Annotated in this window: 18 protein-coding genes and 2 tRNA genes; 8 read left to right on the top strand and 12 right to left on the bottom strand. The window is 67.0% G+C overall.

Features of this window, described 5'->3' with window-relative positions; translation table 11 throughout:
* Positions 1 to 30: 30 nt before the first annotated feature.
* From QNM97_RS08155 to QNM97_RS08135, 5 genes are all read right to left on the bottom strand, one after another.
* Positions 31 to 549: a DUF3145 domain-containing protein gene (locus QNM97_RS08155; RefSeq protein WP_006371495.1), complete on the bottom strand. Its 519-nt coding sequence runs from the start codon at positions 547 to 549 to the stop codon at positions 31 to 33.
* A 124-nt stretch (positions 550 to 673) separates the two neighbouring features.
* Positions 674 to 1519 (bottom strand): serine hydrolase domain-containing protein, encoded by an 846-nt coding sequence (locus QNM97_RS08150; RefSeq protein ID WP_283822311.1) that lies wholly within the window; start codon positions 1517 to 1519, stop codon positions 674 to 676.
* A gap of 27 nt (positions 1520 to 1546) precedes the next feature.
* A complete protein-coding gene (locus QNM97_RS08145) occupies positions 1547 to 2677 on the bottom strand; it encodes an NDMA-dependent alcohol dehydrogenase (protein ID WP_283822310.1) in 1131 nt (376 codons plus the stop codon).
* A gap of 237 nt (positions 2678 to 2914) precedes the next feature.
* A complete protein-coding gene (gene fadD5, locus QNM97_RS08140; RefSeq protein ID WP_283822309.1) occupies positions 2915 to 4519 on the bottom strand; it encodes a fatty-acid--CoA ligase FadD5 in 1605 nt (534 codons plus the stop codon).
* 90 nt (positions 4520 to 4609) lie between these two features.
* Entirely contained in the window at positions 4610 to 5437 is an 828-nt protein-coding gene (locus QNM97_RS08135; RefSeq protein ID WP_283822308.1) for an enoyl-CoA hydratase-related protein, read from the bottom strand.
* A gap of 181 nt (positions 5438 to 5618) precedes the next feature.
* On the opposite strand from QNM97_RS08135, the gene QNM97_RS08130 reads away from it, so the two are divergent.
* Positions 5619 to 6788, top strand: coding sequence for a TetR/AcrR family transcriptional regulator (locus tag QNM97_RS08130; RefSeq protein ID WP_283822307.1), 1170 nt, complete (start codon positions 5619 to 5621; stop codon positions 6786 to 6788).
* Between the two features lies 1 nt (position 6789).
* On the opposite strand, the gene QNM97_RS08125 is transcribed toward QNM97_RS08130, so the two are convergent.
* A complete protein-coding gene (locus QNM97_RS08125; RefSeq protein WP_283822306.1) occupies positions 6790 to 7647 on the bottom strand; it encodes an Rv1363c family protein in 858 nt (285 codons plus the stop codon).
* Positions 7648 to 7810: 163 nt separating this feature from the next.
* Between QNM97_RS08125 and QNM97_RS08115 the strand changes: the two genes are divergently transcribed.
* Complete coding sequence (locus QNM97_RS08115; protein ID WP_283822305.1) at positions 7811 to 8563, top strand: GntR family transcriptional regulator; 753 nt, start codon at positions 7811 to 7813, stop codon at positions 8561 to 8563.
* A gap of 18 nt (positions 8564 to 8581) precedes the next feature.
* Here QNM97_RS08115 and QNM97_RS08110 read toward each other — a convergent pair whose 3' ends face one another.
* On the bottom strand, positions 8582 to 9007 hold the full coding sequence (locus QNM97_RS08110; protein WP_283822304.1) for a pyridoxamine 5'-phosphate oxidase family protein: 426 nt from the start codon (positions 9005 to 9007) through the stop codon (positions 8582 to 8584).
* 51 nt (positions 9008 to 9058) lie between these two features.
* Positions 9059 to 9132: transfer RNA gene (locus QNM97_RS08105), tRNA-Ile, on the bottom strand.
* 193 nt (positions 9133 to 9325) lie between these two features.
* Here QNM97_RS08105 and QNM97_RS08100 point away from each other — a divergent pair.
* The 5 genes from QNM97_RS08100 to QNM97_RS08080 all read left to right on the top strand — a co-directional run bounded on the left by QNM97_RS08100 (position 9326) and on the right by QNM97_RS08080 (position 14197).
* Entirely contained in the window at positions 9326 to 10018 is a 693-nt protein-coding gene (locus tag QNM97_RS08100; protein WP_283822303.1) for a GntR family transcriptional regulator, read from the top strand.
* A gap of 115 nt (positions 10019 to 10133) precedes the next feature.
* Positions 10134 to 11582 (top strand): allophanate hydrolase, encoded by a 1449-nt coding sequence (locus QNM97_RS08095; protein ID WP_283822302.1) that lies wholly within the window; start codon positions 10134 to 10136, stop codon positions 11580 to 11582.
* 39 nt (positions 11583 to 11621) lie between these two features.
* Positions 11622 to 12314, top strand: a complete 693-nt coding sequence (locus tag QNM97_RS08090; protein WP_283822301.1) for a cysteine hydrolase family protein — start codon at positions 11622 to 11624, stop codon at positions 12312 to 12314.
* 88 nt (positions 12315 to 12402) lie between these two features.
* Entirely contained in the window at positions 12403 to 14001 is a 1599-nt protein-coding gene (locus tag QNM97_RS08085; protein ID WP_079930210.1) for a regulator, read from the top strand.
* A 123-nt stretch (positions 14002 to 14124) separates the two neighbouring features.
* A tRNA-Asn gene (locus QNM97_RS08080) sits at positions 14125 to 14197 on the top strand.
* Positions 14198 to 14239: 42 nt separating this feature from the next.
* Here the strand turns inward: QNM97_RS08080 and QNM97_RS08075 are convergent.
* The 3 genes from QNM97_RS08075 to QNM97_RS08065 are packed head-to-tail and all read right to left on the bottom strand — an operon-like array spanning position 14240 to position 19391.
* The gene (locus QNM97_RS08075) at positions 14240 to 15664 is read right to left on the bottom strand and encodes a wax ester/triacylglycerol synthase domain-containing protein (RefSeq protein WP_283822299.1); all 1425 of its coding nucleotides are present in this window, start codon (positions 15662 to 15664) and stop codon (positions 14240 to 14242) included.
* Positions 15661 to 17148, bottom strand: a complete 1488-nt coding sequence (locus QNM97_RS08070) for an HAD-IB family hydrolase (RefSeq protein WP_283822298.1) — start codon at positions 17146 to 17148, stop codon at positions 15661 to 15663. Before QNM97_RS08070 ends, QNM97_RS08075 begins: the two co-directional genes overlap by 4 nt.
* Entirely contained in the window at positions 17145 to 19391 is a 2247-nt protein-coding gene (locus QNM97_RS08065) for a glycerol-3-phosphate 1-O-acyltransferase (RefSeq protein WP_283822297.1), read from the bottom strand. Before QNM97_RS08065 ends, QNM97_RS08070 begins: the two co-directional genes overlap by 4 nt.
* 557 nt (positions 19392 to 19948) lie before the next feature.
* On the opposite strand from QNM97_RS08065, the gene QNM97_RS08060 reads away from it, so the two are divergent.
* The gene (locus QNM97_RS08060) at positions 19949 to 20113 is read left to right on the top strand and encodes a hypothetical protein (protein ID WP_283822296.1); all 165 of its coding nucleotides are present in this window, start codon (positions 19949 to 19951) and stop codon (positions 20111 to 20113) included.
* Positions 20114 to 20135: 22 nt separating this feature from the next.
* On the opposite strand, the gene dnaG is transcribed toward QNM97_RS08060, so the two are convergent.
* On the bottom strand, positions 20136 to 22052 hold the full coding sequence (dnaG, locus tag QNM97_RS08055) for a DNA primase (RefSeq protein ID WP_283822295.1): 1917 nt from the start codon (positions 22050 to 22052) through the stop codon (positions 20136 to 20138).
* Positions 22053 to 22079 lie beyond the last annotated feature (27 nt).

Below are 22079 nucleotides of genomic sequence, written 5' to 3'. Positions count from 1 at the left end.
ATGCCGGGGCCGAACGAGGAGTCTCGTGAGCTATCCGACGCGCTGCTGCAGCCAGGTGACCTCGGCGCCATAGCCGCCCATGCGGTAGGCCTCAAGTGCGTGATCCCACGCCGTGCCGAGCACCGATTCGATCTCGCCGGCCAGACCGGCGCTGTCGGGCTGCGACTCGATCATCGCTCGCAGCTGGGTCTCTCCGACGATCACGTCGCCGTTGGCGCTCATCGAACCGCGCCACAGACCCAATCCCGGGACGTAGCAGAAGCGTTCGCCGTCGACGCCCTCACTGGCGTTCTCGGTCACCTCGAAGCGCAACGCCGACCACTCGCGCAGCGCGGTCACCAAACGGGCGCCTGTGCCCACCGGCCCTGCCCAATCGACCGTCGCACGCTGCATCCCCGGCTCGGCATCCTGTGCCGACCATTTCAGGTTCGCGCGCGCATTCAGGGTCGACGACAGAGCCCACTCCACATGCGGGCACAGCGCCACCGGCGCCGAGTGGATGTACACCACTCCTGTTGTCACGTCCGCAAACTGATTCAGGTTGCGCACCTTGGTCACCTCCGGTTGTCGACGAGGAACGTCTTCCCCAACACACCTCGCAACACCGGTTAGCACACTCGTGACACCGATTGTGCCCTATGAGGTACGTGTTGCGCCAGTTTCTGATGCGCTTTTATGAATCTTGTGTGGTTGGAGTGGACAACCGCCAGTCGCCCAGTGCCTCGCACACACTGTCGTTGAATTCGCTCCACAACGGCTTGGCCCACGCACCGAACGGCCGGTCGGTGAGTACCACGCACGCCCGGCCGAAGCGTGGGTCGACCCACAGGAAGGTCCCCGACTGCCCGAAGTGACCGAAGGTCTCCGGTGAGTTGTTCGCACCGGTCCAGTGCGGATGCTTGTGCCCCCGGATCTCGAATCCCAGACCCCAGTCGTTGGGCTTGTGTTTGCCATAACCGGGCACGAATCCGTCGAGACCCGGGAAGGCGACGCGAGTCGCTCGGTCCAGCATCTCCGACGACAGCACCGTCGGCACCAACAGATCAGCGGCGAAGCGCGCCAGGTCGGCGACCGACGAGCGTGCGCCGTGCCCGGCCGGACCATCGAGGACGGTATCGGTCATCCCCAGTGGCTCACACACCGATTGCCGCAGATACTCGGCGAAGTCGATGCCCGTCGCGGCATCGACGGTCTCGGCGAGCACCTCGAATCCGGCACTGGAGTAGATCCGCTGGGTGGCCGGTGGGGCCATCACCGTTCGGCTGTCGAAGGCCAGTCCGGAGGCATGCGCCAGCAGGTGGGCCACCGTTGCCCCGGGCGGTCCCGCCTCGTCGTCGAGTTCGAGCGCACCCTCTTCCACCGCGACCAGGACGGCCTCGGCGACCAGAAGCTTGGTCACCGAGGCGAGTTCGTACACCCGGTCGATGTCGCCATGGCTCGAGACAATGCCCGAGCCGCCGATCACCGCGGCCGCGACATTGTCCACCGGCCACTCAGCTAACGCATCCAGTACCGCCACATCAGCAGAGGTTACGCGGCATCACGCTCAGTGGTCCTCGTCGGTGTAGCGGATGACACCGCGGATGTTCTTGCCGTCCAGCATGTCCTGGTAGCCCTGGTTGATCTGGTCGAGACGGTACTGCCGGGTGATCATGTCCTCGATGTTCAGTTTGCCCATCCGATACATCGACAGCAGTTGCGGGATGTCGAGTTTGGGATTGGCGCCGCCGAAGATGGTGCCCTGCAGGTTCTTCTGCAGCAGGGTGAGCATCGCCAGGTTCAGCGTCACGTCGGATTCGAGCATGTTGCCCATGCCCGTCAACACACACGTGCCGCCTTTGGCGGTGATCCCCATCCAGCTGTCGACGTCCTTGCCGTGAACCTCGCCGACGGTGACGATCACCTTGTGGCACATGTGCCCGTAGGTGATCTCCGCGATGGCCGGCGCCGCCTCCTCGATCGAGGCGAAGGTCTTGGTGGCCCCGAACTTCATGGCCTGTTCGCGCTTCCACTCGACCGGGTCGATCGCGAAGACGTTGCGCGCACCGGAGATCACCGCGCCCTGCAGGGCCGCGGTGCCCACGCCGCCGACGCCGACGATCGCGACGTCCTCACCCGGGCGGACGTCGCCACTGCGGGTCGAGGAGCCGTAGCCAGTGGGAATCCCGCAGCCGACGAGCGCCGCCACCTCGAACGGAATCGACTTGTCGATCTTCACCGCCGACGCCTCGTGCACCACCATGTACGGCGCGAACGTACCGAGCAGCGTCATCGGGTAGACATTCTCACCTTCGGCGGTGTGAATACGGAACGTGTTGTCCGACACCGCCTGCCCCTGCAGGAGCATGGCACCCATGTCGCACAGGTTGGCCATGCCCGACTTACACGACGGACACTTTCCGCACGACGGGATGAAGGAGAGCACCACGTGATCGCCGACCTCGAAATCGGTGACCCCCTCGCCGATCACCTCGACCACGCCGGACCCCTCATGACCGCCGAGAATCGGGAATCCGGCCATCGGGATGCCACCGGTCATCAGATGATGATCGGAGTGGCACATCCCGGCCGCTTCCATCCGGATCTTGATCTCGTGCGCCTTGGGATCCCCGATCTCGATCTCCTCGATCTGCCACGGCTTGTTCAGTTCCCGCAGCAGTGCACCTTTGGTCTTCACCCTCGAACCTCCACTCGTGCCGGCACGGCGTGGCGCATGCCACTCCATAGGCAGAATTGTAACGTGTTCCAGTTTTGAATAGTAACGTGTTCCAGTTTTCTGGTCTGTGAATCCCGGACGGGCGAGCGCACCACCGACCGGCCGCCGACCACGAAGAAGACCCCGGTCGGAGGCGTCGTGCGTGTTGCACCCCACCTCGCGACCGGGGTCCACCCCGCGTTCATGGAAGGAGTCGGCTCAGTTGGCCAGACCGGCGTCCTTGCTGCCGTAGGTCGATCGCAGCGACGGCTTGACGACCTTGCCGCCGGCGTTGCGCGGCAATTCGTCGACGATGACGAGATCCTTGGGGTGCTTGAAACGGGCGAGGTTCTCGTTGAGGTACGGCTCGAGGTCGTCGAGGGTCAGATCGTCGACACCCTCGGCGAGCACGACGACGGCCACCGGCACCTCGCCCCACTTCTCGTGTGCGCGACCGATGATCGCCGCCTCGGCGATCTTCTCGTGGCCGAACAGCACGTTCTCGACCTCGGCGCAGTAGATGTTCTCTCCGCCGGAGATGATCATGTCCTTGGCGCGGTCCACGACGTAGAGGAAGCCCTCCTCGTCCTGACGCACGAGGTCTCCGGAATGGAACCAGCCACCGTGGAAGGCATCGGCGGTCCCCTGCGGATTCTGCCAGTAGCCGACCATCATGTTGGGCCCGCGATAGACGATCTCACCGACCTCGCCGGGGGCGACGTCGTTCATCTCCGGGTCGACGACGCGGGCGGTGACGGCCGGTACCACCTTGCCGATCGACCCGATCTTGCGCAGCGCGTCCTTGCCCTCGAGGACACAGGTGATCGGCGACATCTCGGTCTGGCCGAACACCGCGACGTTCAGCGCCTCCGGGAAGGTCTCGTTCATCGCTCGCAGCACCGTGTCCGACGCCGGGGCCGCACCCCAACTAATGACGCGCAGATTCAGTGTGCGGGGGCGGGCCTGCTGCGCGGCGCACACCGCCTGCCATTGCGCGGGCACCAGGAAGATCGAGGTGGTGCCCTCCCGCTCGAGGGTGTCGAGCATGTCATTGGGGTCGAAGGCCCCGAGCGGGTGGATCACCGACAGCGCACCCATGTAGATCAGCGGCGCCATCGCGCCGAGTCCGGCGATGTGGAACATCGGCGCCACACACGAGCCCACGTCGTCGGGGCGGGTGCTCAGCGCCTGCAGGCAGGTGACGGCCTGCGCCTGCAGATTCTGGTGGGTGAGCATGGCGCCCTTGGGTTTTCCGGTGGTGCCCGAGGTGTACATGATCAATGCGACCGACTCCTCGGGCACGTCGATCTCGGGGAGATCCGACGAATCCTCGGCGACGAGGTCCTCGAACTTCAGGTGCGCGGGATTGTCGGTGTCGCCGACGACGATCGTCGCGTCGATCGCCCCGGTCGAGGCACTCACCGCGTCGGCCAGCGGCGCGAGAAGGGACTCGGTGACGATGATCTTGGCACCGGAATCGCTGACCAGGAACGCGATCTCCGCCGGGCTCATCCGGACGTTGACCGGCACCGGGATGGCACCGATCAGGTTGGCGCCCATCACTGCTTCGACGTACTCAGAGCGGTTCAGCAGGACCAGCAGGATGCGGTCGCCGAAGCCCACGCCGCGGCGGCTCAATGCGGCGGCGAATCCGCGCGTGCGTTCGTCGAGTTGCTTCCACGTGGTGACGTTGCCCAGGAACTTCAGGGCCGGTCCGTCGGGATTCATGAACGCGTGGCGGCGGACCTGGTTGTTCCAGTGGTTACGACGAGACCGGAGTGGTTCGGTCGTGAGGTCGGCGGTGTTGTCGATCGTGGCGGTCATCGGGCGTTCTCTCCTTGGTGTGCTTCGCGGATACGCTTGTGCGGCAATGGTGTTACGGGCGGGTCCTGAGCTCGGCGGCAGGCCCGAGGATCAGCTGCGTCGCCCGGTGAAGGCGGCGAGCACCGCGCGGAACTCCGGCGACTGGAGCAACTCCGTCTGCCCGTCGAGTTCGCGCTCGATCGCCGGCTCGAAGCCGGGCATCGTGTGTGCGTCGAGTGCCGCCTTGGTCAGTCGCACCGCAGAGGGCGACAGACCCGCGAGTTTGTCGACCGCCGCGGCGACCTTCGCATCGAGTGCCGCACGGTCCTCGAGGACCTCGGTGACCAGCCCGGCGTCGTATGCCGCAGGCGCCCTGAGCTTTTCGCCGAGCAGTGCCATCGCATTGGCGCGCGCCCGACCGACCGCGGCAGCCACCAGCATCGACGCCCCGCCGTCGGGCATCAGACCGATGTTGATGAACGCGAGCAGGAAGTACGACCGGGCGGTGGTGTAGATCAAGTCGGCGCCCAGTGCCAGTGAGGCACCGATCCCCACCGCGGCCCCGTCGACCGATGCGACGACCGGCACGGGCACCGCACGCAGCGCGCGTGCCAGATCCGAGCCGGAGGCGATGATCCCGTGCGCCTGCTCGCGACCGAGTCCGTCGAGGCCACCCCCGTGAGCGATGGAGGTGACATCGGCACCGGTGCTGAAACTACCTCCCGCGCCGTCGAGCACGACCACGCGAACCGACTCGTCGGCGCTCCACTTCGTCAGCGCCTCGACAATGCGTCGGTTGGCCTCGGTATCGAGGGCGTTCATCCGCTCGGGTCGGGAGATCGTCAGCCGCGCGACTCCCCTGTCGTCGAGCGACTCGATCACGCCGGGGGCCTCCTGCGCCCCGCCTGCGACCTGGTCGATAGTCGTGTTCTCGCTCACCGTTCTCCTGACTCGCCGCGGCGCCGAACGCGGGCCGCAGGCCTCACGGTACACCATCATGAGATCTGGATCACGAGAATATCGATTAACATATATTTTATCAACAAGCGCCCCAACAGCACTTTTGCTGCAATTTTGCGCGATCGATCCTGCGAATAGACCATCCGGCTAGGCTGTCGAGGTGAGCATCCGGAGTTCGCCCCGGCGGCGGCCGGTTGATCGCCGCAGACACCTGATCGAGGTGGCGGCGCGCGCGTTCAGCGACGGCGGGTATCACGCGGTCCGCCTCGACGACATCGCCGTGGCCGCCGACGTGTCCGCACCGGCGCTGTATCGGCACTTCCCCAACAAGTACGCCCTGTTCGCCGAGGCCACCACGGTGTTGGCCGACCGTCTCACCGCGGCCACCTCGGTCATCCCGGTCGAGACCGATCCACGCCGGGAATTGCATGCGCTGTTGACGGCCATCGCGGCCACCTCGATCGAGAACCGGCGCACCGGCGGGCTCTATCGCTGGGAATCGCGGTATCTGAGCGGGGCCGACGCCGCGCACGTGCGTGCGGTGGTGATCGCACAGCATCGTCGTATTCGGTCGGCGATCCTGCGCTCGCGCACCGACCTCGAGCGCGACGACGCCGACATCCTCGCCGCCGCGATGACCAGCGTCGTGGCCAGCCCCGCCACTCATCGGGCCACCCTGCCAGCACCGCAGGTGCAGCATCTGCTGTGCGGCGCGGCGATGAGCCTGCTCGACCTCGATCTCCTCGAACCCGCCGCGTCGGATCCCGTTCCCGGACCCGGGCTGTCGCCGACGGACAGACGCGAGGTCATCCTGTCCGAATCGATCGCCCTGTTCGCCGCGCGCGGCTTCCACGATGTGACGATCGAGGAGATCGGACAGGCCGCGGGCATCCCGGCCTCCGGGGTCTACCGGCATTTCACCAGCAAGGTGGCAATCCTGGAGGCAGCGTTCTGGCGAGCATCCGACCGCACCACCGCCAGTATCGCCGACGCCCTCGCCGCGTCGCAGACACCGGCCGACGCGGTGGCGCATATGGTGCGACGCTACATCGACCTCTGTTGCGCTGCACCGGAATTGATGACCGTCTACCTGTCCGAGGCCGGCCATCTCGACGCCCGTACCCAAACCGCGCTGCGCACCCAGCAACGTCGCAACGCGGAGGAGTGGGCAGCCTGGGTGAGTCGGGCGGACCCCCGGGTCGACGCGGGCCGCGCACGATTCCTGGTCCATGCCGAGTTGGCGGTGGTCGCCGATCTGGTACGCAGCTCCCGACCACCCGTACCGGTGCGCATCGACGCGATCGGCCGACGAATCCTCCTGGCCCCGTGAGTTACTCGACGACGGTGAAGCCCGCCAACATCCAGCGTCCGTCCTGTCTGGTCAGCGTCACCAATACCCTGGATTGATATGGGATGCCCTGGGGCACCTCACTCGTCAGTTCCGGTGAGGTGATGGTCTGATCCAGGCTGACGAGCACCACGGCGTTGTCGGCGCTCATCGACTCGATACCCCCGTGCGCGGCCGTGGCCTTGGATACGCCCTTGGCGTTGGCATTTCCCGCCCGGGCGTCCTGCGAGGACGCGATGAACGTCTTGGCGAAGTCCGGGGTGGAGATCTGACGGATACGCGCGTCGAGATCACCGTAGTTCGACGAGTCGTAGGTGGTCAGCGTCGCGGCGTAGCTCTTGGCGGTGTCGATCACAGCCTTCCGGTCGGCATCGGACGGCCCGGCGGCCGCCGCACTGTCGGCGCTGTGCAGGCGGTAGGCCAGCACACCGGTGGACACGCCGAGTCCGACCACGAGCACGACGAGCACCGCAACCACCGCGAACAGACCACGACTCCCGGCGATCGTCATGCGTCGACGCCGGATGGGTCCCGGAGTCGCAGGCTCGTCGTCGCCGAGTTTGCGCGGCACCCGATCCGGGTCCGTCGAGCGGGCGGCCTTGCGCTCGGCGTCGGCGCGCAACCGCTCTCGCTCGCGGCGATTGGCCTCGAGGAAGCCGTCGCCGTCGAGCGGGGTGGCTTCCGAGGTCCCCGATCCGGCGCGCTCACCTGCTCCGACCGAGACCTCGCCGGCGCCCGTAGTGTCGACGTCTTCCCTGTTCACGACGTCATCGCCGTCGACAGCACTCGCACTCCCGTCCACTGGGGAACTCTGTGCGGATCGGCGTGCTGATGTGGGCATGGCCACCAATGTAGCGGCAGTATCTGTGGCGCCGGTCACGGGTAGACATATCAAACATATGATTCAGAGGCGGCCGTGCCGATCCACGGACGACGCACGCACCCGGATTCGACCCGGCGCCGGATGCGTGGCGCACTCACCTCGACGGTCTACGGTGGCACCAATGAAATCCAGCGCGACATCATCGGCACAGCCCTCGGCGTCCGAGCGTCCGGGTGGTCGCGCGGGCGGCGCCGACGACCGCGCCCGCCTGCGTCGACGACCGCAGCTGTCCGAAGAGGTCGCCGCGCACCTGCGGCATCTGATCATGACCGCGGACTTCCGGCCCGGCGAGTACATCCGCCTTGACGAGACCGCCGAGCGGCTCGGGGTGAGCGTGACCCCTGTCCGCGAAGCCCTGCTCACGCTGCGTGGGGAGGGAATGGTCAGCCTCGAGCCCCACCGCGGGTACCGGGTCTCCGATCTCGACCGCATCGACGTCGACGACCTCTTCTGGCTACAGGGTGAGATCGCGGTGAAGCTTGCCCTGCGCACCGCCGCGGTGATCACCTCAGAGGAACTCGCCGACCTCGAATGGTGCAACCAGAAGTTGCGCTCGACCGTGGCCTCCGGCGACACAGCGGCCATCATCGACGCGGAATTCGAGTTCCACCGGCGCCACAACGTGATCGCGGCCGGCAAGAAACTCGCCTGGTTCCTGCTCTCGGCGGCGCGCTACACCCCCACCCAGCTCTACGCCTCCGACCCGGAATGGGGCGAGGTCGCCGTGGACAGTCACGACCGACTGATCGCGGCCTACCGAGCCGGTGATCGCGACGAGGTGATCACACAAACCCGCCGCCAATTCGACGACGGCGCCGAGCGACTGGTGAAACACCTTGAGCAGACCGGCATCTGGGACGACGTCGACAGCTGAGTCGCGGCGGACCGAGAGTCAGACGCTGCCCAGGTCCGCCGAGACCCACTGATCTGCCCGGACGGTCACGTGGGTCTGGCTACCGTGCTCGGCGGCGGCGAACTCGACATAGCCGTCCACCTTCTCGGCCGGCAGATATCGCGCAGCCATCTCCACGAGGTCGGCACGCGTACCGGGCGCGGTATCGATCACCGGCCCGGACACCGCGACATACCGGATCGACGGGTCGAGACGCTCGACCATCAGCGAACACCGTCCGGCGGCGTCGAGCAGGCGCATCTTGCGTGAATCGGCTCCGGTCAGAAACCACAGGTCGCCGCCGGGGGTGTACTGATACCAGATCGGCACCACCAGCGGAGCACGGTTGGCGCCTGCCTCGATCGACAGCGCCCCGATATGGGGTTCGGCCAGAAATGCTTGTCGTTCTTCGATACTCAGAGCCATGTCACCAGGGTAGGCGCAGGCGCCGACAGCGTTGCCGGAACTCGATCTCGGTGGGGCGGGCGGGGCTCGAACCCGCGACCTACGGATTATGAGTCCGCGGCTCTAACCGACTGAGCTACCGCCCCAGTGGGCACGTCGTGCCCGAGCAGCGACAATACCGCACGGTGCGGCAACCCCGGATCACGCGTCGACCCGACGCCTCGGGCACAACCGACCTCGGTGCACCCGGGCACTAGACTCGACGGCGTGCCTGACGCGGTAGCACCGAGGACGCGTCCGGCGAGCGAACGAGAATCAGCAGAACAGGAGTGACGGCGCATGGCCGGGGTCGATGACGCAGGACCGGGGCGAGGGCTCCCGGAAAGCCTCGTCGACGTGGCCGCCCGGCGCATTCGCGACGCCATCTTGTCCGGGGCGTTGGCGCCGGGCGAGAAGATCGTCGAGGAGAATCTCTGCGCGAGTTTGGGTTTCAGCAGGGCGCCGATTCGGGAGGCGCTCCGCCTGCTCGCGCAGCAAGGCCTCGTCGAGCATCTGCCCCGCCGCGGCGCGCGGGTGGCCGAGTGGTCGCCGCGCGACATCCTGCAGCTGTTTGAACTACGTCAGTTGCTCGAGCGCTTCGCCGTCGAATCGGCGTTGCCGCTGGCCGATCCGCAGACCCAGTTGGCGCCGGTTCGCGCGGCGATCGAGCAACTCGAGACCGCCTCCGACGAATTGGAGAAGGACGACGCCCACCGGCGTTTTCATGCTGCCGTCGTGGGGCTTGCCGGCAACCGGCAACTCGACATCGCCCTGGCGCCGATCCTGCTGAAGCTCCAGCTGCCGATGGCGGTCAATCTGCGCGCGGAGACCGCCGATCACGGTTCACATGACGGGTTGCGTCGTCACCACGACATCCTCGCCGCACTCGAGGCCAACGACGTCGAGGCCACCGTGGCGGCGCTGCGCGATCACGGCCATCTGCGGTACCTCGACCTGGTGGCCGCGCTCGACGACGACGCCGCATCCGCCTGACGATCACCTCGCACACGCCCCGACGCCCCTGCGGGTATGCCGTGTGTGACGCCGCCTAACACGAACGACACACAGTTGTTCTACGACGGCCATGATTCTGTCGACAATCGACGATATGAACATTGCAAGCGAAGTCCGCGGGCCATACGGAGGCCCATCCATCGCAGAGATCCTCGACAGCCACATCAGCGGCGGCGGATCGCCGACACGGACCGCCCGGCGGGTGGCCGACGCCATCGCCGCCCGCGGAGACGACGGAACCTGGATCTCGACGGTCTCCGGCGATGACCTCTTGCGCGCCGCCGCCGACCTCGAGGCACGCCCCGGTGCCCGCGCGCTGCCCCTCTACGGAGTTCCGTTCGGGGTCAAGGACAGCATCGACGTCGCCGGGGTGCCGACGACACTGTCGTGCCCCGACTACGCCTACACACCCGACACGACCGCGCCTGCGGTGCAACGCCTGCTCGATGCCGGCGCCCTCTACGTCGGCAAGACCAATCTCGATCAGTTCGCGACCGGACTCAACGGCACGCGTACCCCGTATACGGTGCCGCGCAGCGTCTTCGGCAACGAGATGATCTCGGGCGGCTCAAGTTCCGGTTCCGCCCTCGCGGTGGCGCTCGGCGAGGTTCCGTTCGCGGTGGCGACGGACACCGCGGGCAGCGGTCGGGTGCCGGCGGCGCTCAACGGGATCGTCGGGTACAAGCCCTCGCGGGGATTGATCAGCGCGGTCGGACTCGTTCCGGCGTGCAAGTCGTTGGACTGCATCACCGTGATGGCCGGCGGCATCGACGACGTCGACCGCGTGATGGCGGTGATGACGGGCCGCGACGACGCCGACCCGTGGTCCCGCTCGCCCGGGCCGGACCACCGCGGTGGCCTCACCGTCGGGCTGCCACCGATGTCGCAGCTGGAGTTCTTCGGCGACGACGCCCTGCGCGAGGCTCACCAGGCTTTCCGGGAACGACTCGCGCACATGCACTTCCCGGTTCCCGTCACCATCGAGGAAATCTCTCTCGAACCGTTCCTGGCCGCGGGCGAATTGCTCTACGCGGGTCCATGGGTCGCCGAACGACTCGTCGTCTTCGGAGAGTTCCTCGCCGACCATCCCGACTCGATCCATCCGGTCGTCCGCGAAATCCTCGAGGGCGCAACCGACTACACCGCGGTCGATGCCTTCGCCGCGATGCAGCGACTCGCCGAACTGCGCGCCGAGGTCAGCCGGATCTGGGACGGGATCGACGTCGTCGTCGTACCCACGATCGGCCGCACCTTCACCGTCGAGGAGGTGCTCGCCCAACCCCTGGCGACCAACACCATGCTCGGCCACTACACCCACTTCGGCAACCTCCTCGACCTCACCGGAGTGACTGTCCCACAAGGACTCACCGCCGACGGCCGACCGCACAGCGCCATGGTGCTCGGCAACGCCCTGCACGACGACGCGGTGTTGCAGATGGCGGCGAATCTCCTCGACGAGCCGCGTCATCACCCCGAGCAACAGCACCCCGAGCATCGGCACCCGGCCGACTCCGACTCGGACGCACTCACACCCAGGCCGTAACCAACCGCCACCCCTTCGATCACACCCACCGGAGACCCCATGGCCGTGACCATCCCTGCCGCACCCGCCCCGATCGACCTCGATCTCGATCACACCGCACTGCTGATCATCGACATGCAACGCGACTTCCTGCTCCCCGGCGGTTTCGGGGAGTCTCTCGGCAACGATGTCACCTTGCTGCAGAAGGTGATCCCGCCGCTCGTCGACCTTCTCTCCGCGGCACGTCGAGTGGGCATGCCCGTCATCCACACCCGAGAAGGACACGAACCCGATCTCTCCGATTGCCCGCCGGCCAAACTCCGACGTGGTGCACCGAGCAAACGCATCGGTGACACCGGGGCGTTCGGCCGGATTCTGATCCGCGGCGAGTACGGCCACGACATCATCGACGAACTCGCGCCCGCCGCAGGCGAAGTGGTGATCGACAAACCGGGCAAGGGTGCCTTCTATGCCACCGGCCTCGCAGAGACCCTGGAGGATCGCGGCATCACCTCACTGCTCGTCACCGGGGTCACCACCGAGGTCTGCGTCCACACCACCACACGCGAGGCCAACGACCGCGGCTACGAGTGCGTCGTCGTGTCCGACTGTGTCGGTTCGTATTTCCCCGAATTCCAGCGTGTCGGCCTGGAGATGATCACCGCCCAGGGCGGCATCTTCGGGTGGACCGCCCACAGCGCCGACGTCATCGCCGCCCTGGGCGATCCCGACACCGACAACGCCGCTTCCTGATTCACCCCGCCCCTTCACCCCGGACACCGTCGTCCCCAGTTCCCTGTCCCCCGACACAACATTCGCCCGAGCATCCGAAGGAACCGCGATGAGCGCCACCGCCGAAACCACTTCCCCCGCCGCCGACCCGTCCCCGACACCACACCCGCGGATCCCCTGGTGGACCCGTGGCGACACCAACGCGTTCTTCGGCCTGGGTTTCAACATCCTGGTCAACGTGCTGACCCTGACCGGCCTCATGATCGGTGTGGTCAAGATCCCCGCCGACGACGTCCTGGGGACGGTGCTCCCGGCCCTCGGCGTCGCGTTGATCCTCGGCAACGTCTACTACACGTTCCTGGCCCGCCGCCTGGCCGGCCGTGAAGGCCGTACCGACGTGACCGCGCTGCCGTACGGCCCGAGCGTGCCGCACATGTTCATCGTCGTCTTCGTCGTGATGTTGCCCGTCTATCTCAAGACCAAGGACGCGATGCAGGCCTGGGAGGCCGGTCTCGCGTGGGCGTTCATGATCGGCGTCATCGTCATGATCGGGGCGTTCGTCGGGCCCTACGTCCGAAAGCTGACCCCGCGCGCCGCGATGCTCGGCACCCTGGCCGGCATTTCGCTCACCTTCATCGCGATGCGCCCGGCCGGCCAGATGTGGGACGCCGCCTGGATCGGGCTGCCGGTGCTGGGCATCATCCTGATCGGTTTCTTCACCGATGTGCGGCTACCCGGAAACATCCCCGTCGGCCTGGCCGCACTGTTGGTCGGTACGGCGATCGGCTGGATCGGTGGCTTCATGTCGGTACCCGACCTCAGCGCCGCGGTCTCCGACATCGCGGTCGGCATCCCCGATCAGCGCTTCGACATGCTGTTCTCCGGACTGGGACACCTTGCCCCGCTGCTCGGGACGGCGATTCCGTTGGGCGTCTACAACTTCACCGAGGCGATGAGCAATGTGGAGAGTGCCGCGGCGGCCGGCGACAGTTACAACCTGCGCAGCGTGCTGCTCGCCGACGGCGCCGGTGCGTGCATCGGTGCGGCGTTCGGGTCCCCGTTCCCGCCCGCGGTCTACATCGGTCATCCCGGCTGGAAGGATGCCGGCGGTAGGGCCGGGTACTCCCTGGCCAGTGGGCTCGCGATCGGTGTGTTGTGTTTCGCCGGGCTCTTCGGGGTGCTGGAGGCGTTGCTGCCGGTTCCGGCGATCGTCCCGATCCTGCTCTACATCGGCCTGCTCATCGGCGCCCAGGCGTTCCAGGCGGTGCCACGTCTGCACGCGGTCGCGGTGGTCGCCGCGATCCTGCCCAACCTCGCCCAGTGGGGCAGCGGACTGATCGACAACGCCCTGTCTGCCGCGGGGACGACCGCCGACAAGGTCGGCGACGCCGCTCTCGGCAATGCCGGCCTGGTCTACAGCGGCCTGACCACCCTCGGCCAGGGTGCGGTACTCGTCGGACTGATCCTGGGCACCATCGTGACCTTCATCCTCGACAAGAAGTTCCACTACGCGGCGATCGCGTGCGGCGTCGGTGCCGTGCTGTCGTTCATCGGGCTCATCCACGCTCCGGAGGTCGCGTGGGCCGCCAATCCGGCTGTGGCCCTGGGTTACCTCTTCTTCGGCCTGATCTGTCTGGCCTACTGGTTCCTCCCGGGAGCCCGCACACCGGTGGTCGTCGACGAGGCCGACATCGTCGCCGGTCACTGAGAGCCCGGAGGACTGCTCGGGCGGCGCGAACTGGCGTTTTGTTCTTTGCCCGATCCATGCGCTAGAGTCAGCGTTCGGTTCTGATGCCGCCCCGACGGGGTGACAACGGCGCCACCCGAGCAGTCCCCCATAGCTCAATTGGCAGAGCATTCGACTGTTAATCGAACGGTTACTGGTTCGAGTCCAGTTGGGGGAGCAAGAAAACCGCCTGGTCACAGGCGGTTTTTTGCTTTTCGGCTCACACCACGTGCGTCATCCCTGCCGGCGAGTCGGCCCCGGACAGGGCCAGCACCTCGTCAAACCCGGCGACGACGCTCTCGGCGAAGATCTCCGGTTCGGTGATCGACGCCGCATCGAAATTGATTCCCAGACAGGCAATGCCGTTGTGGGTGATCATCGTCGCCATCACCGCGCAGCCGGGCAGCGGGCCGAAGGGATACATCCGTTCCACCTTGGCGCCGGCGACGAAGGTCTCCCACGGGATACCCGGCACGTTGCTGGCCTGCAGGTCGTTACCGCTGGTGGCGCCGCTGAACTGTCCCAGCAGACGCCCCGGTATCCAGGCCAGTACCGGCCCCATGGTGTTGAACACGTCGACGGCGGGTTCGGTGCGTGCCGCTCGCACCTGCTCGCGGATCGTCAGCACCCGCTCGAAGGGGTCGGCGATGCCGACCGGACCGGCCAAGCGGCCCACCGCAATACGATTGCCTCCCTCGGGGTCCTCGGGTCGACGCACCGAGATGGGAATCGCCACCGGGATTGCCTCGACCGGCCGGCCCAGGCGTTCGTGATAGATGCGGAATCCGCCGATCAGCCCGCCGAGGTACACGTCGTTGACCGAGGCTCGTACGGCAGAACCGGCGGCTCGCAGATCGGCGAAGGGCACCTCGAACGCCGCGAACCGCCACGACAGACTGCGGTGGGCCAGTAGCGGTGACCCGGGTGGACTCACCAGACCGGCGACCCGCGGCACCGAACGCCCGTAGCGCAGTACCTTACTCAGCGCGCGCTTCGGATCGACCAGCGCGCGGGCACCACTCACCACGACGTCGACGCGATGCGGTACCCGCGCCACCTCGTCGCCTATCTGCCGACGCAGTACCTCCAGCGCCGAGACGTCGACCGGCGCGGGCTCGGGTGGTTGCGGCTTGTCGGGTTTCGGATCGCGGGTGGTCGAATGCAGTTGCGCCAGTGCGATGATCGCACCGAGGCCGTCGGTCAGCGCGTGGTGGCCCTTGAGGAAGTACGCCGCCTTGCCGTCGGGCAGCCCCTCGATGAGATAGCCCTCCCACGGTGGCCGCGCCGGGTCGAGCGCGGTCATCGCCAATTGTTCACAGGTGGACAGCAATTCGCGCATCGAGCCGTCCCCGGCCAACCGTAGCCGGCGAACGTGATAGTGCAGGTCGAACTCGGGGTCGATCGCCCAGCTCGGTGTGCCGGTGCCGAACGGCGAGTCGATCACCCGCTGCCGAAAGCGCGGCGCCATGCGGCTCCCCCACTCGTGGGCGGCAATCAGCCGATCCCATTCCGGCACACGGTCATAGATCTCCAGCATGCAGATCGTTCCGCGTAGCCGGCGGTCACTGTCACCGCGCCACATCACGGTGTCGACCGGGCTCATATGCGGTTCGGTGCCCCAGTCGAGTGGACGGTCCTCGCTCATCCGATCACTTCCCCGTCCGGCGCCGCCCGGCCGTCCTCGCCATGGTCGACCGGCCAGTCGGCCAGCGTCGAGATGAATTGCTGCCGAACCTCTTCGGCGTGACGCCCGATGTCCTCGGCGCTCCACGACGAGGTGTCCACCGGCTCGAGCACCCTGACCTCCACCACCCCGGGCTTGATCAGCTGCGCCCCACGCCACATCAGCTCCCCCGTATTACGCAACACCACCGGGACCACCGGCACCCCGGCCTGCATCGCGATGTGAAAGGGCCCCTTCTTGAACGGGCCGATTCGCGGTGTCGCCGAACGGGTACCCTCGGGTGCGACGACCAGCGAGACACCCTCGTCGCGCAGTTTTGCCACCGCGGGGGCAAGTTGTTCGATGGCCTTACCGGCGTCGGCCCGATCGATGAACACCACCCCGGCGGCGTCGAGGACCTGGCCGAAGACCGGCAGCCGGCCGATTTCCTTCTTCGCGACGCCCGTCGCGTCGGAGCGCACCAGGTGGATCATCACCGGCAGATCCAGTTTCGACTGATGGTTGAAGACGAAGACGCACGGACGCGCCGATGTGAGATGCTCTGCGCCATTGATGACCTCGACACGCACCCCGGCCAGCGCGAGCCCGACGTCCATTCCCCCGGACACCGCGGACTGCATCATCTCCGCCGACCGGTCCCGCCGCACCAGCCCACCGAGCACCCCGACCGCAGCCGAGGTGAGAAAGGTGCCGTAGAAGGCACCGGTGCGCACCGCCATCTCGAGCCGATTGTGGGTCGGGTTGCGCAGATCCAGGATCGGCCATCCGCGGGCTTGCGCCTCGGCGCGCAGGACGTGTCCGGGCGACACCGCCGCCGGATGCCCCACCGACTCCAGATACGGAATGTCCTCGTTGCCGTCGCTGTAGGCGAACGACGCGTCGAGATCCATGTCGTGCTCACGCGCCAGCGCACGCACCGCCGCCGCCTTCCCCGGCCCCCACAATGGTCGGCCCACCACCCGGCCGGTCACCACGCCGTCGATCACCTCCACGTCGGTGGCCAGGGCGTGATCGGCGTCGATCTCGCGGGCGATCGGGGCGATCTGGAACCGCGTCGCCGACGACGCGATGACGATGCGGTGACCCATCGCCCGATGCGCGCGCAGGATCTGCCACATCTGTGGTCGCAGTTGTGCGGCCGTCTCATGCTTGAACAGGCTCTCGCCCAACGCGAGTAGGTCGTCATAGGTCTTGCCGGCGAACGTGGGTCGGGTTGCGTCGAGCACCTCGGCGTAATCCTGCTCGGATTCGACGCCGCGCAGTCCGATGAGCAGGAAGTCGGCGAGTTCACCGAGTCCGAATTCCATGCTGCGCACCCGGGCCCCGATGATCGCGGTCGCCGAGAATCCCTCGATCAACGTGCCGTCGTAGTCGAAGAACGCCCCGATCTGTTTGCCGCGCTTGGCCGATCGGATCTGCGCCAGCCGCTCCGCGAGCGCGCTCACCGGGTGGCCCCGGCCTGCTCGGCCTCGATCGCCGCGATCTTGGCGAGCCGCTCGCGCATCTCCTCGACCTCGTCGAACCACGCCCGCCGCGCCCCGGCCAGATCGATGCCCACCGCGGACTCCGCTGCCGGGCTGATCAGATGACGGTTCTCGGCGAGGCGGAATGCGGCGTCGTACAGCTCGGTCGACACCGAGTCCTTGCTGCGGATGACCGCCTGCAATTCCAGCTGGCGGCCGAGTCCGAGACAGTCGGCGAGCACCTGCTCCTTGTCGATGGGCGCGTCGTCGAGGGCGACGAGCCGTTGCGCGACAACGAGTTGCGCGTCGAAGAACGTCTGCAGTGTGCGCCGCGCGAACAGCGCACCGGACGTGGCGAGCAGGGTCTGGTGAATCCATTCCGGGGTCGGTGGGGTCTCGCGCCACTCGGGTGCGATGAGGTCGAGTTCGGCGCCGAGGCGATGCAGGAACACCTCTTTGGTCGGAAAGAAGAACTCGAACTTCAGTAGATCGCGGATGCGCAGTGCCTCCTGCTGCGACGCTGCCAGCATCGCATCGACATCGGCCTCGAGATCGCCACGATCGGCGGCCACCAACGCCATCTCGACGATGGCACGGTCGACGAAGTGGTGCAGGGCGCCGTTGCGGTAGTACGCGGCGACGGCATGATTGCCCGGCGCGATCGACCAGACGGTGTCGGTGCCGCCGTCGAACCGGGTGAGCACTCCCGCGGTGGTGAGTTCGCGCAGGGTCGAGAGCAAACCGAGGCCGCGGCACAATTGCGCGTCCGGGCCGGGTAGGCCCCGGCGGTCGATGTAGTCCAGCAGCGGCTCGAGGATCTCCTCGATCTCCCCGGCCGTGTAGGCTCGCTCCCCCGCGCCCAGCAGTGCGAAGCCGGCCAGCGACGTGGCCGAGATCGGTGTGGCGGCGTTGATCTCGTCCATCACGCGGAACGCGATCTTGTCCAGTGCCGCCGGATCGTCCCCGCCGTCGGCGATGGCCTCGCGCAGCGAGAAGGGCGTCCCGAAGCGCACCCGCGCCTCACCGAGATGGGTGCGTTGGGCCTTGGCGTACTTCAACAGCCAGGTGACGTCCTCGGGCTTCTTTGCGCCACCGGCCGATTCCCGTGCCATCGCCGCGATCTCGTGGAGTTGGTCATAGACGATCGAGGTCGGCACCACCATCATGTCGGCGTCGTCGAGTTGTTCGATCGCATCGACCACATACGAGAGCAGGCCGAGTTTCGGCGGGCGGAGTTTGCCGGTTCGGCTGCGCCCGCCCTCGATGTACCACTCGAGGTTGAAGCGCTTGTCGACGATGAACGACAGATACGAGCGCATCGCGAACTTGTACACCGGGTCGCCGCCGAACTTGCGCCGGATGAAGATCACTCCCGCGCGGCGCGCCACCGGGGCGATCGGCCAAATCGCGAGATTGTTGCCACCGAGCACCAGATTCGGTGGGAAGTCATGGCTGCGAAGGACTTCCGAGAGCACCAGGGTGTCGACGTAGGAGCGGTGCGAGGGCAGGAAGATCAGACCGTGGCTCTTGTTCAGCGTGCGCAGCCGGCCGAGGGTGTCCAGGTCGACCGACACCGTCCACGCGCGCTCGTAGAGCGCTCGGAACGTGGAGGAGAACACGTCGTCCATGAGCCGGCTCTGGGTGGCCACGAACGCCGACATCTTGTCGGTGGCTTCGGTCACCACCGCGGCGACCGGCCGGCCGAGATCGGCGGCCAGCTTCGCGGCATTGTCGCGGAAACGCGCCGAGGAACCGATCTGCTCGGCGACCAGCCGGGGCACCTTGTATCGGTCACCGACGATCTGGCGTTCGGCCCGCTCGGCGGACAACGCCGCCTGTACGCCCACGAACGCGGTGAACGCCTCCCCCTCCGCCGACGACTGTTCGTGCCTGGCACGCAGATCGGCAACCGTGGCCGCCTCTCCGACGGCCACCCGCACCCGATCGGGTCGGCGTTTCTTGATCGCGTTCTGCCGGAAGGCCGGCGGTCGCCGCGGATTCGACAGCACGAGAACGTCGGCCACCGACACCCGACGCTCGCCCTTGCGGACCGGGGGGAGCCACACGACGCGTGCGGGGATCAGCGCGGTCTCGGGTTGGAGGGTTTCGGCGTCGATCTCGTCGAGGGTCCGCAGCAACGCGTCGGGATGTGCGGTCTGCGCCCACTCCGCCACCACCTGCCGCTCGCACGGCGTCCCGACCTCCGCAAGCACGATGTCTGTCACCGACCGCCACCTCCCCTGATCCCGGCGACTCCGGGCAACGGCCATTGTGGCCCACAACACACCGCGCGCTCAGCTGAACGCCGGGAATCGCGTCGTGTCGCCGTCCGACCCCGCTCGGGACGGGGCATGCCGGGCCCAAAGACCCCACTTGGCGGGCCAAGGTCCCGATCTCACGCAAACGCCCCGTCGCCGCGGGCGCCGGAGCGTAGCGTTCCCGACATGAACGCAATGTGGGTGATGCCGGCCGTCGCACTGGTTTCCTGCGTGATCATCGGCATCGGATTCGCGATCGGGATTCCCGGCAGAAAAGACTGACCAGACCGAACCAACTGACGTTGAGCCCGGACCGGTGATGACACCGGTTCGGGCTCAACGTGTTTGAGTGCGGCCACAGCATCTGCGTCGCCTCCTTGGTCCGCCGACGCGTCACCCGCCAGCGCACTGTGAGACACCTCACCTGTGCTCAGCGCGAGTGAAACAGCGCGCTCACTGCCCATTCGGACAGGTATGCCCCCATACTTCTGTGCATCGTCCACGAAGTACCGAGGGAGGCGACCATGACTGCGACCGCCGATCACATCTGGGGGCGTCCGCGCCCGATCCCCGACCGTTGCTCGGGCACCCACACCTATGCGGGTGGCTGCGTCTACAACGCCGACGACCCGCATCGACCGATGTATCCGGCCGAGTTGCGTCCGGGTATCCGCACCGAGGCGGCCTGAGAACAGCCACAACCCCGACGGGTCAGACGACGCCCTGGGTGGGGTCGACGGCCTGCTCGAGCAGACTCCGGCGATAGGCCTCGAGTGCGACGAGATCACCGAAGACGGCGTTGTATGCGTCGGGGTCCTCGCTGGGCGCCATCCGCCGCAGGCGTGACTTGATGTCGGCGATCTGCGCACCGACCCACACCTCCTGCAAGCGCGCGAGCACACTGTTGACGTATCGCGGGATGTTGTCCTCGGACACACTCATCGGCTCCACCGCGAGTTCGGTGACCATCGGCGAGAGCACCGGGTCGTCGACCGCGTGGTTCACCGCGTCCACCCACTGCGCACCACCCATGCCCGACGACGTGCCGCCGAGGTCGGCCATCGCCTCGCGCAAACGCGTGTAGGTCGGCTCGGTGAAGCACTCGGACGGAAGCGAATCGAACACCGTCCCGGCGATCGCCGGATACTGCAGCGCCGCCTTCAACGCCTCACGTTGCGGCCAGAGCCGCGGATCGTCGGGTCGGGGACGCGCCGACCCCGGATCCTTGGCCGCCTCGGGTCGGTCGCGTCGCATGCCGGGTGCCCCGGACGTCTGCGCGCGGCCGGTGGCGCGGTTGTGCCGGGCGGCTTCCTCACGGACCCGCGCGAGCACCTGCGGTACCTCTTCCCAACCCACCCAGCCGGCGAGTTGACGCGCGTACTCGTCGCGCAGGGCAACGTCTTTGATGCGCGCCACCACCGGCACCGCTTCCCGCAGCGCATGGACCCTGCCCTCGGCGGTGTCGAGGTCATGAGCGGCGATCAGTGTTTTGATCGCGAACTGGAACATCGGGATGCGACGGGCGATCAGATCGCGCACCGCGGCCTCGCCACGCTCCTGCCGGAGTTCACACGGATCCATGCCGTCGGGGGCGATCGCCACGAAGGTCTGTCCGGAGATCGACTGCTCTCCTTCGAAAGCCTTGAGCGCGGCCGCTTTTCCGGCGTCGTCGCCGTCGAAGGTGTAGATCACCTCACCACGGAAATACGAGTCGTCCATCATCAACCTGCGCACCAGCGCGAGATGGTCCTCACCGAACGCCGTCCCGCACGACGCGACCGCCGTGGTCACACCCGACAGATGCATCGCCATGACGTCGGTGTAGCCCTCGACGATGACCACCTGATGACCCTTGGCGATGTTCTTCTTCGCCAGATCCAGACCGAAGAGCACCTGAGACTTCTTGTACAGCATGGTCTCCGGGGTGTTCATGTACTTGCCGAGGTTGTCGTCGTCGAAGAGTTTGCGCGCTCCGAAGCCGATGATGTCGCCGCCGAGATTGCGGATCGGCCACAACAACCGGCGATGGAACCGGTCGATCGGCCCCTTACGCCCTTCTTTCGACAGGCCCGCCTCGCGGAGCTCGTCGAACTCGAAGCCCTGCCCGAGCAGGTGTTTGGTCATCGTGTCCCAGCCGGCCGGGGCATACCCGCAGCCGAACTGCGCCGCCGCGGCCGCGTCGAAATTGCGTTCGGTCAGATAGTCGCGGGCGATCTGTGCCTCGGGTGAGCGCAGCTGGTCGACGTAGAACTTGTGTGCCCCGGCATTCGCGGCGGCCAGGCGTGCACGGGTGCCGCGATCACGCTGGACACTCGGTCCGCCGCCCTCGTAGTGGATCTGATAGCCGATCCGGTCGGCGAGTTGCTCGACGGCCTCGACGAAGCCGATGTGTTCCTGCTTCTGCAGAAAGCTGTAGACGTCGCCGCCCTCACCGCATCCGAAACAGTGGAAATGACCGTGCACCGGGCGGACGTGGAACGACGGGGTCTTCTCATCGTGAAAGGGACACAGGCCCTTGAGACGATCGGGACCGGCCTGCCGCAACGCCACGTACTCGCCGATGATGTCCTCGATGCGCGTCTGCTCACGAATTGCCGTGATGTCGCGATCGGGGATTCGGCCTGCCACTTCGACCAGTGTAGTGACCGCGACCGG

Source organism: Gordonia sp. L191, from assembly GCF_030077625.1.
Classification (GTDB): Bacteria; Actinomycetota; Actinomycetes; order Mycobacteriales; family Mycobacteriaceae; genus Gordonia; species Gordonia polyisoprenivorans_A.
This window is presented reverse-complemented; position numbering and strand designations above follow the sequence as displayed.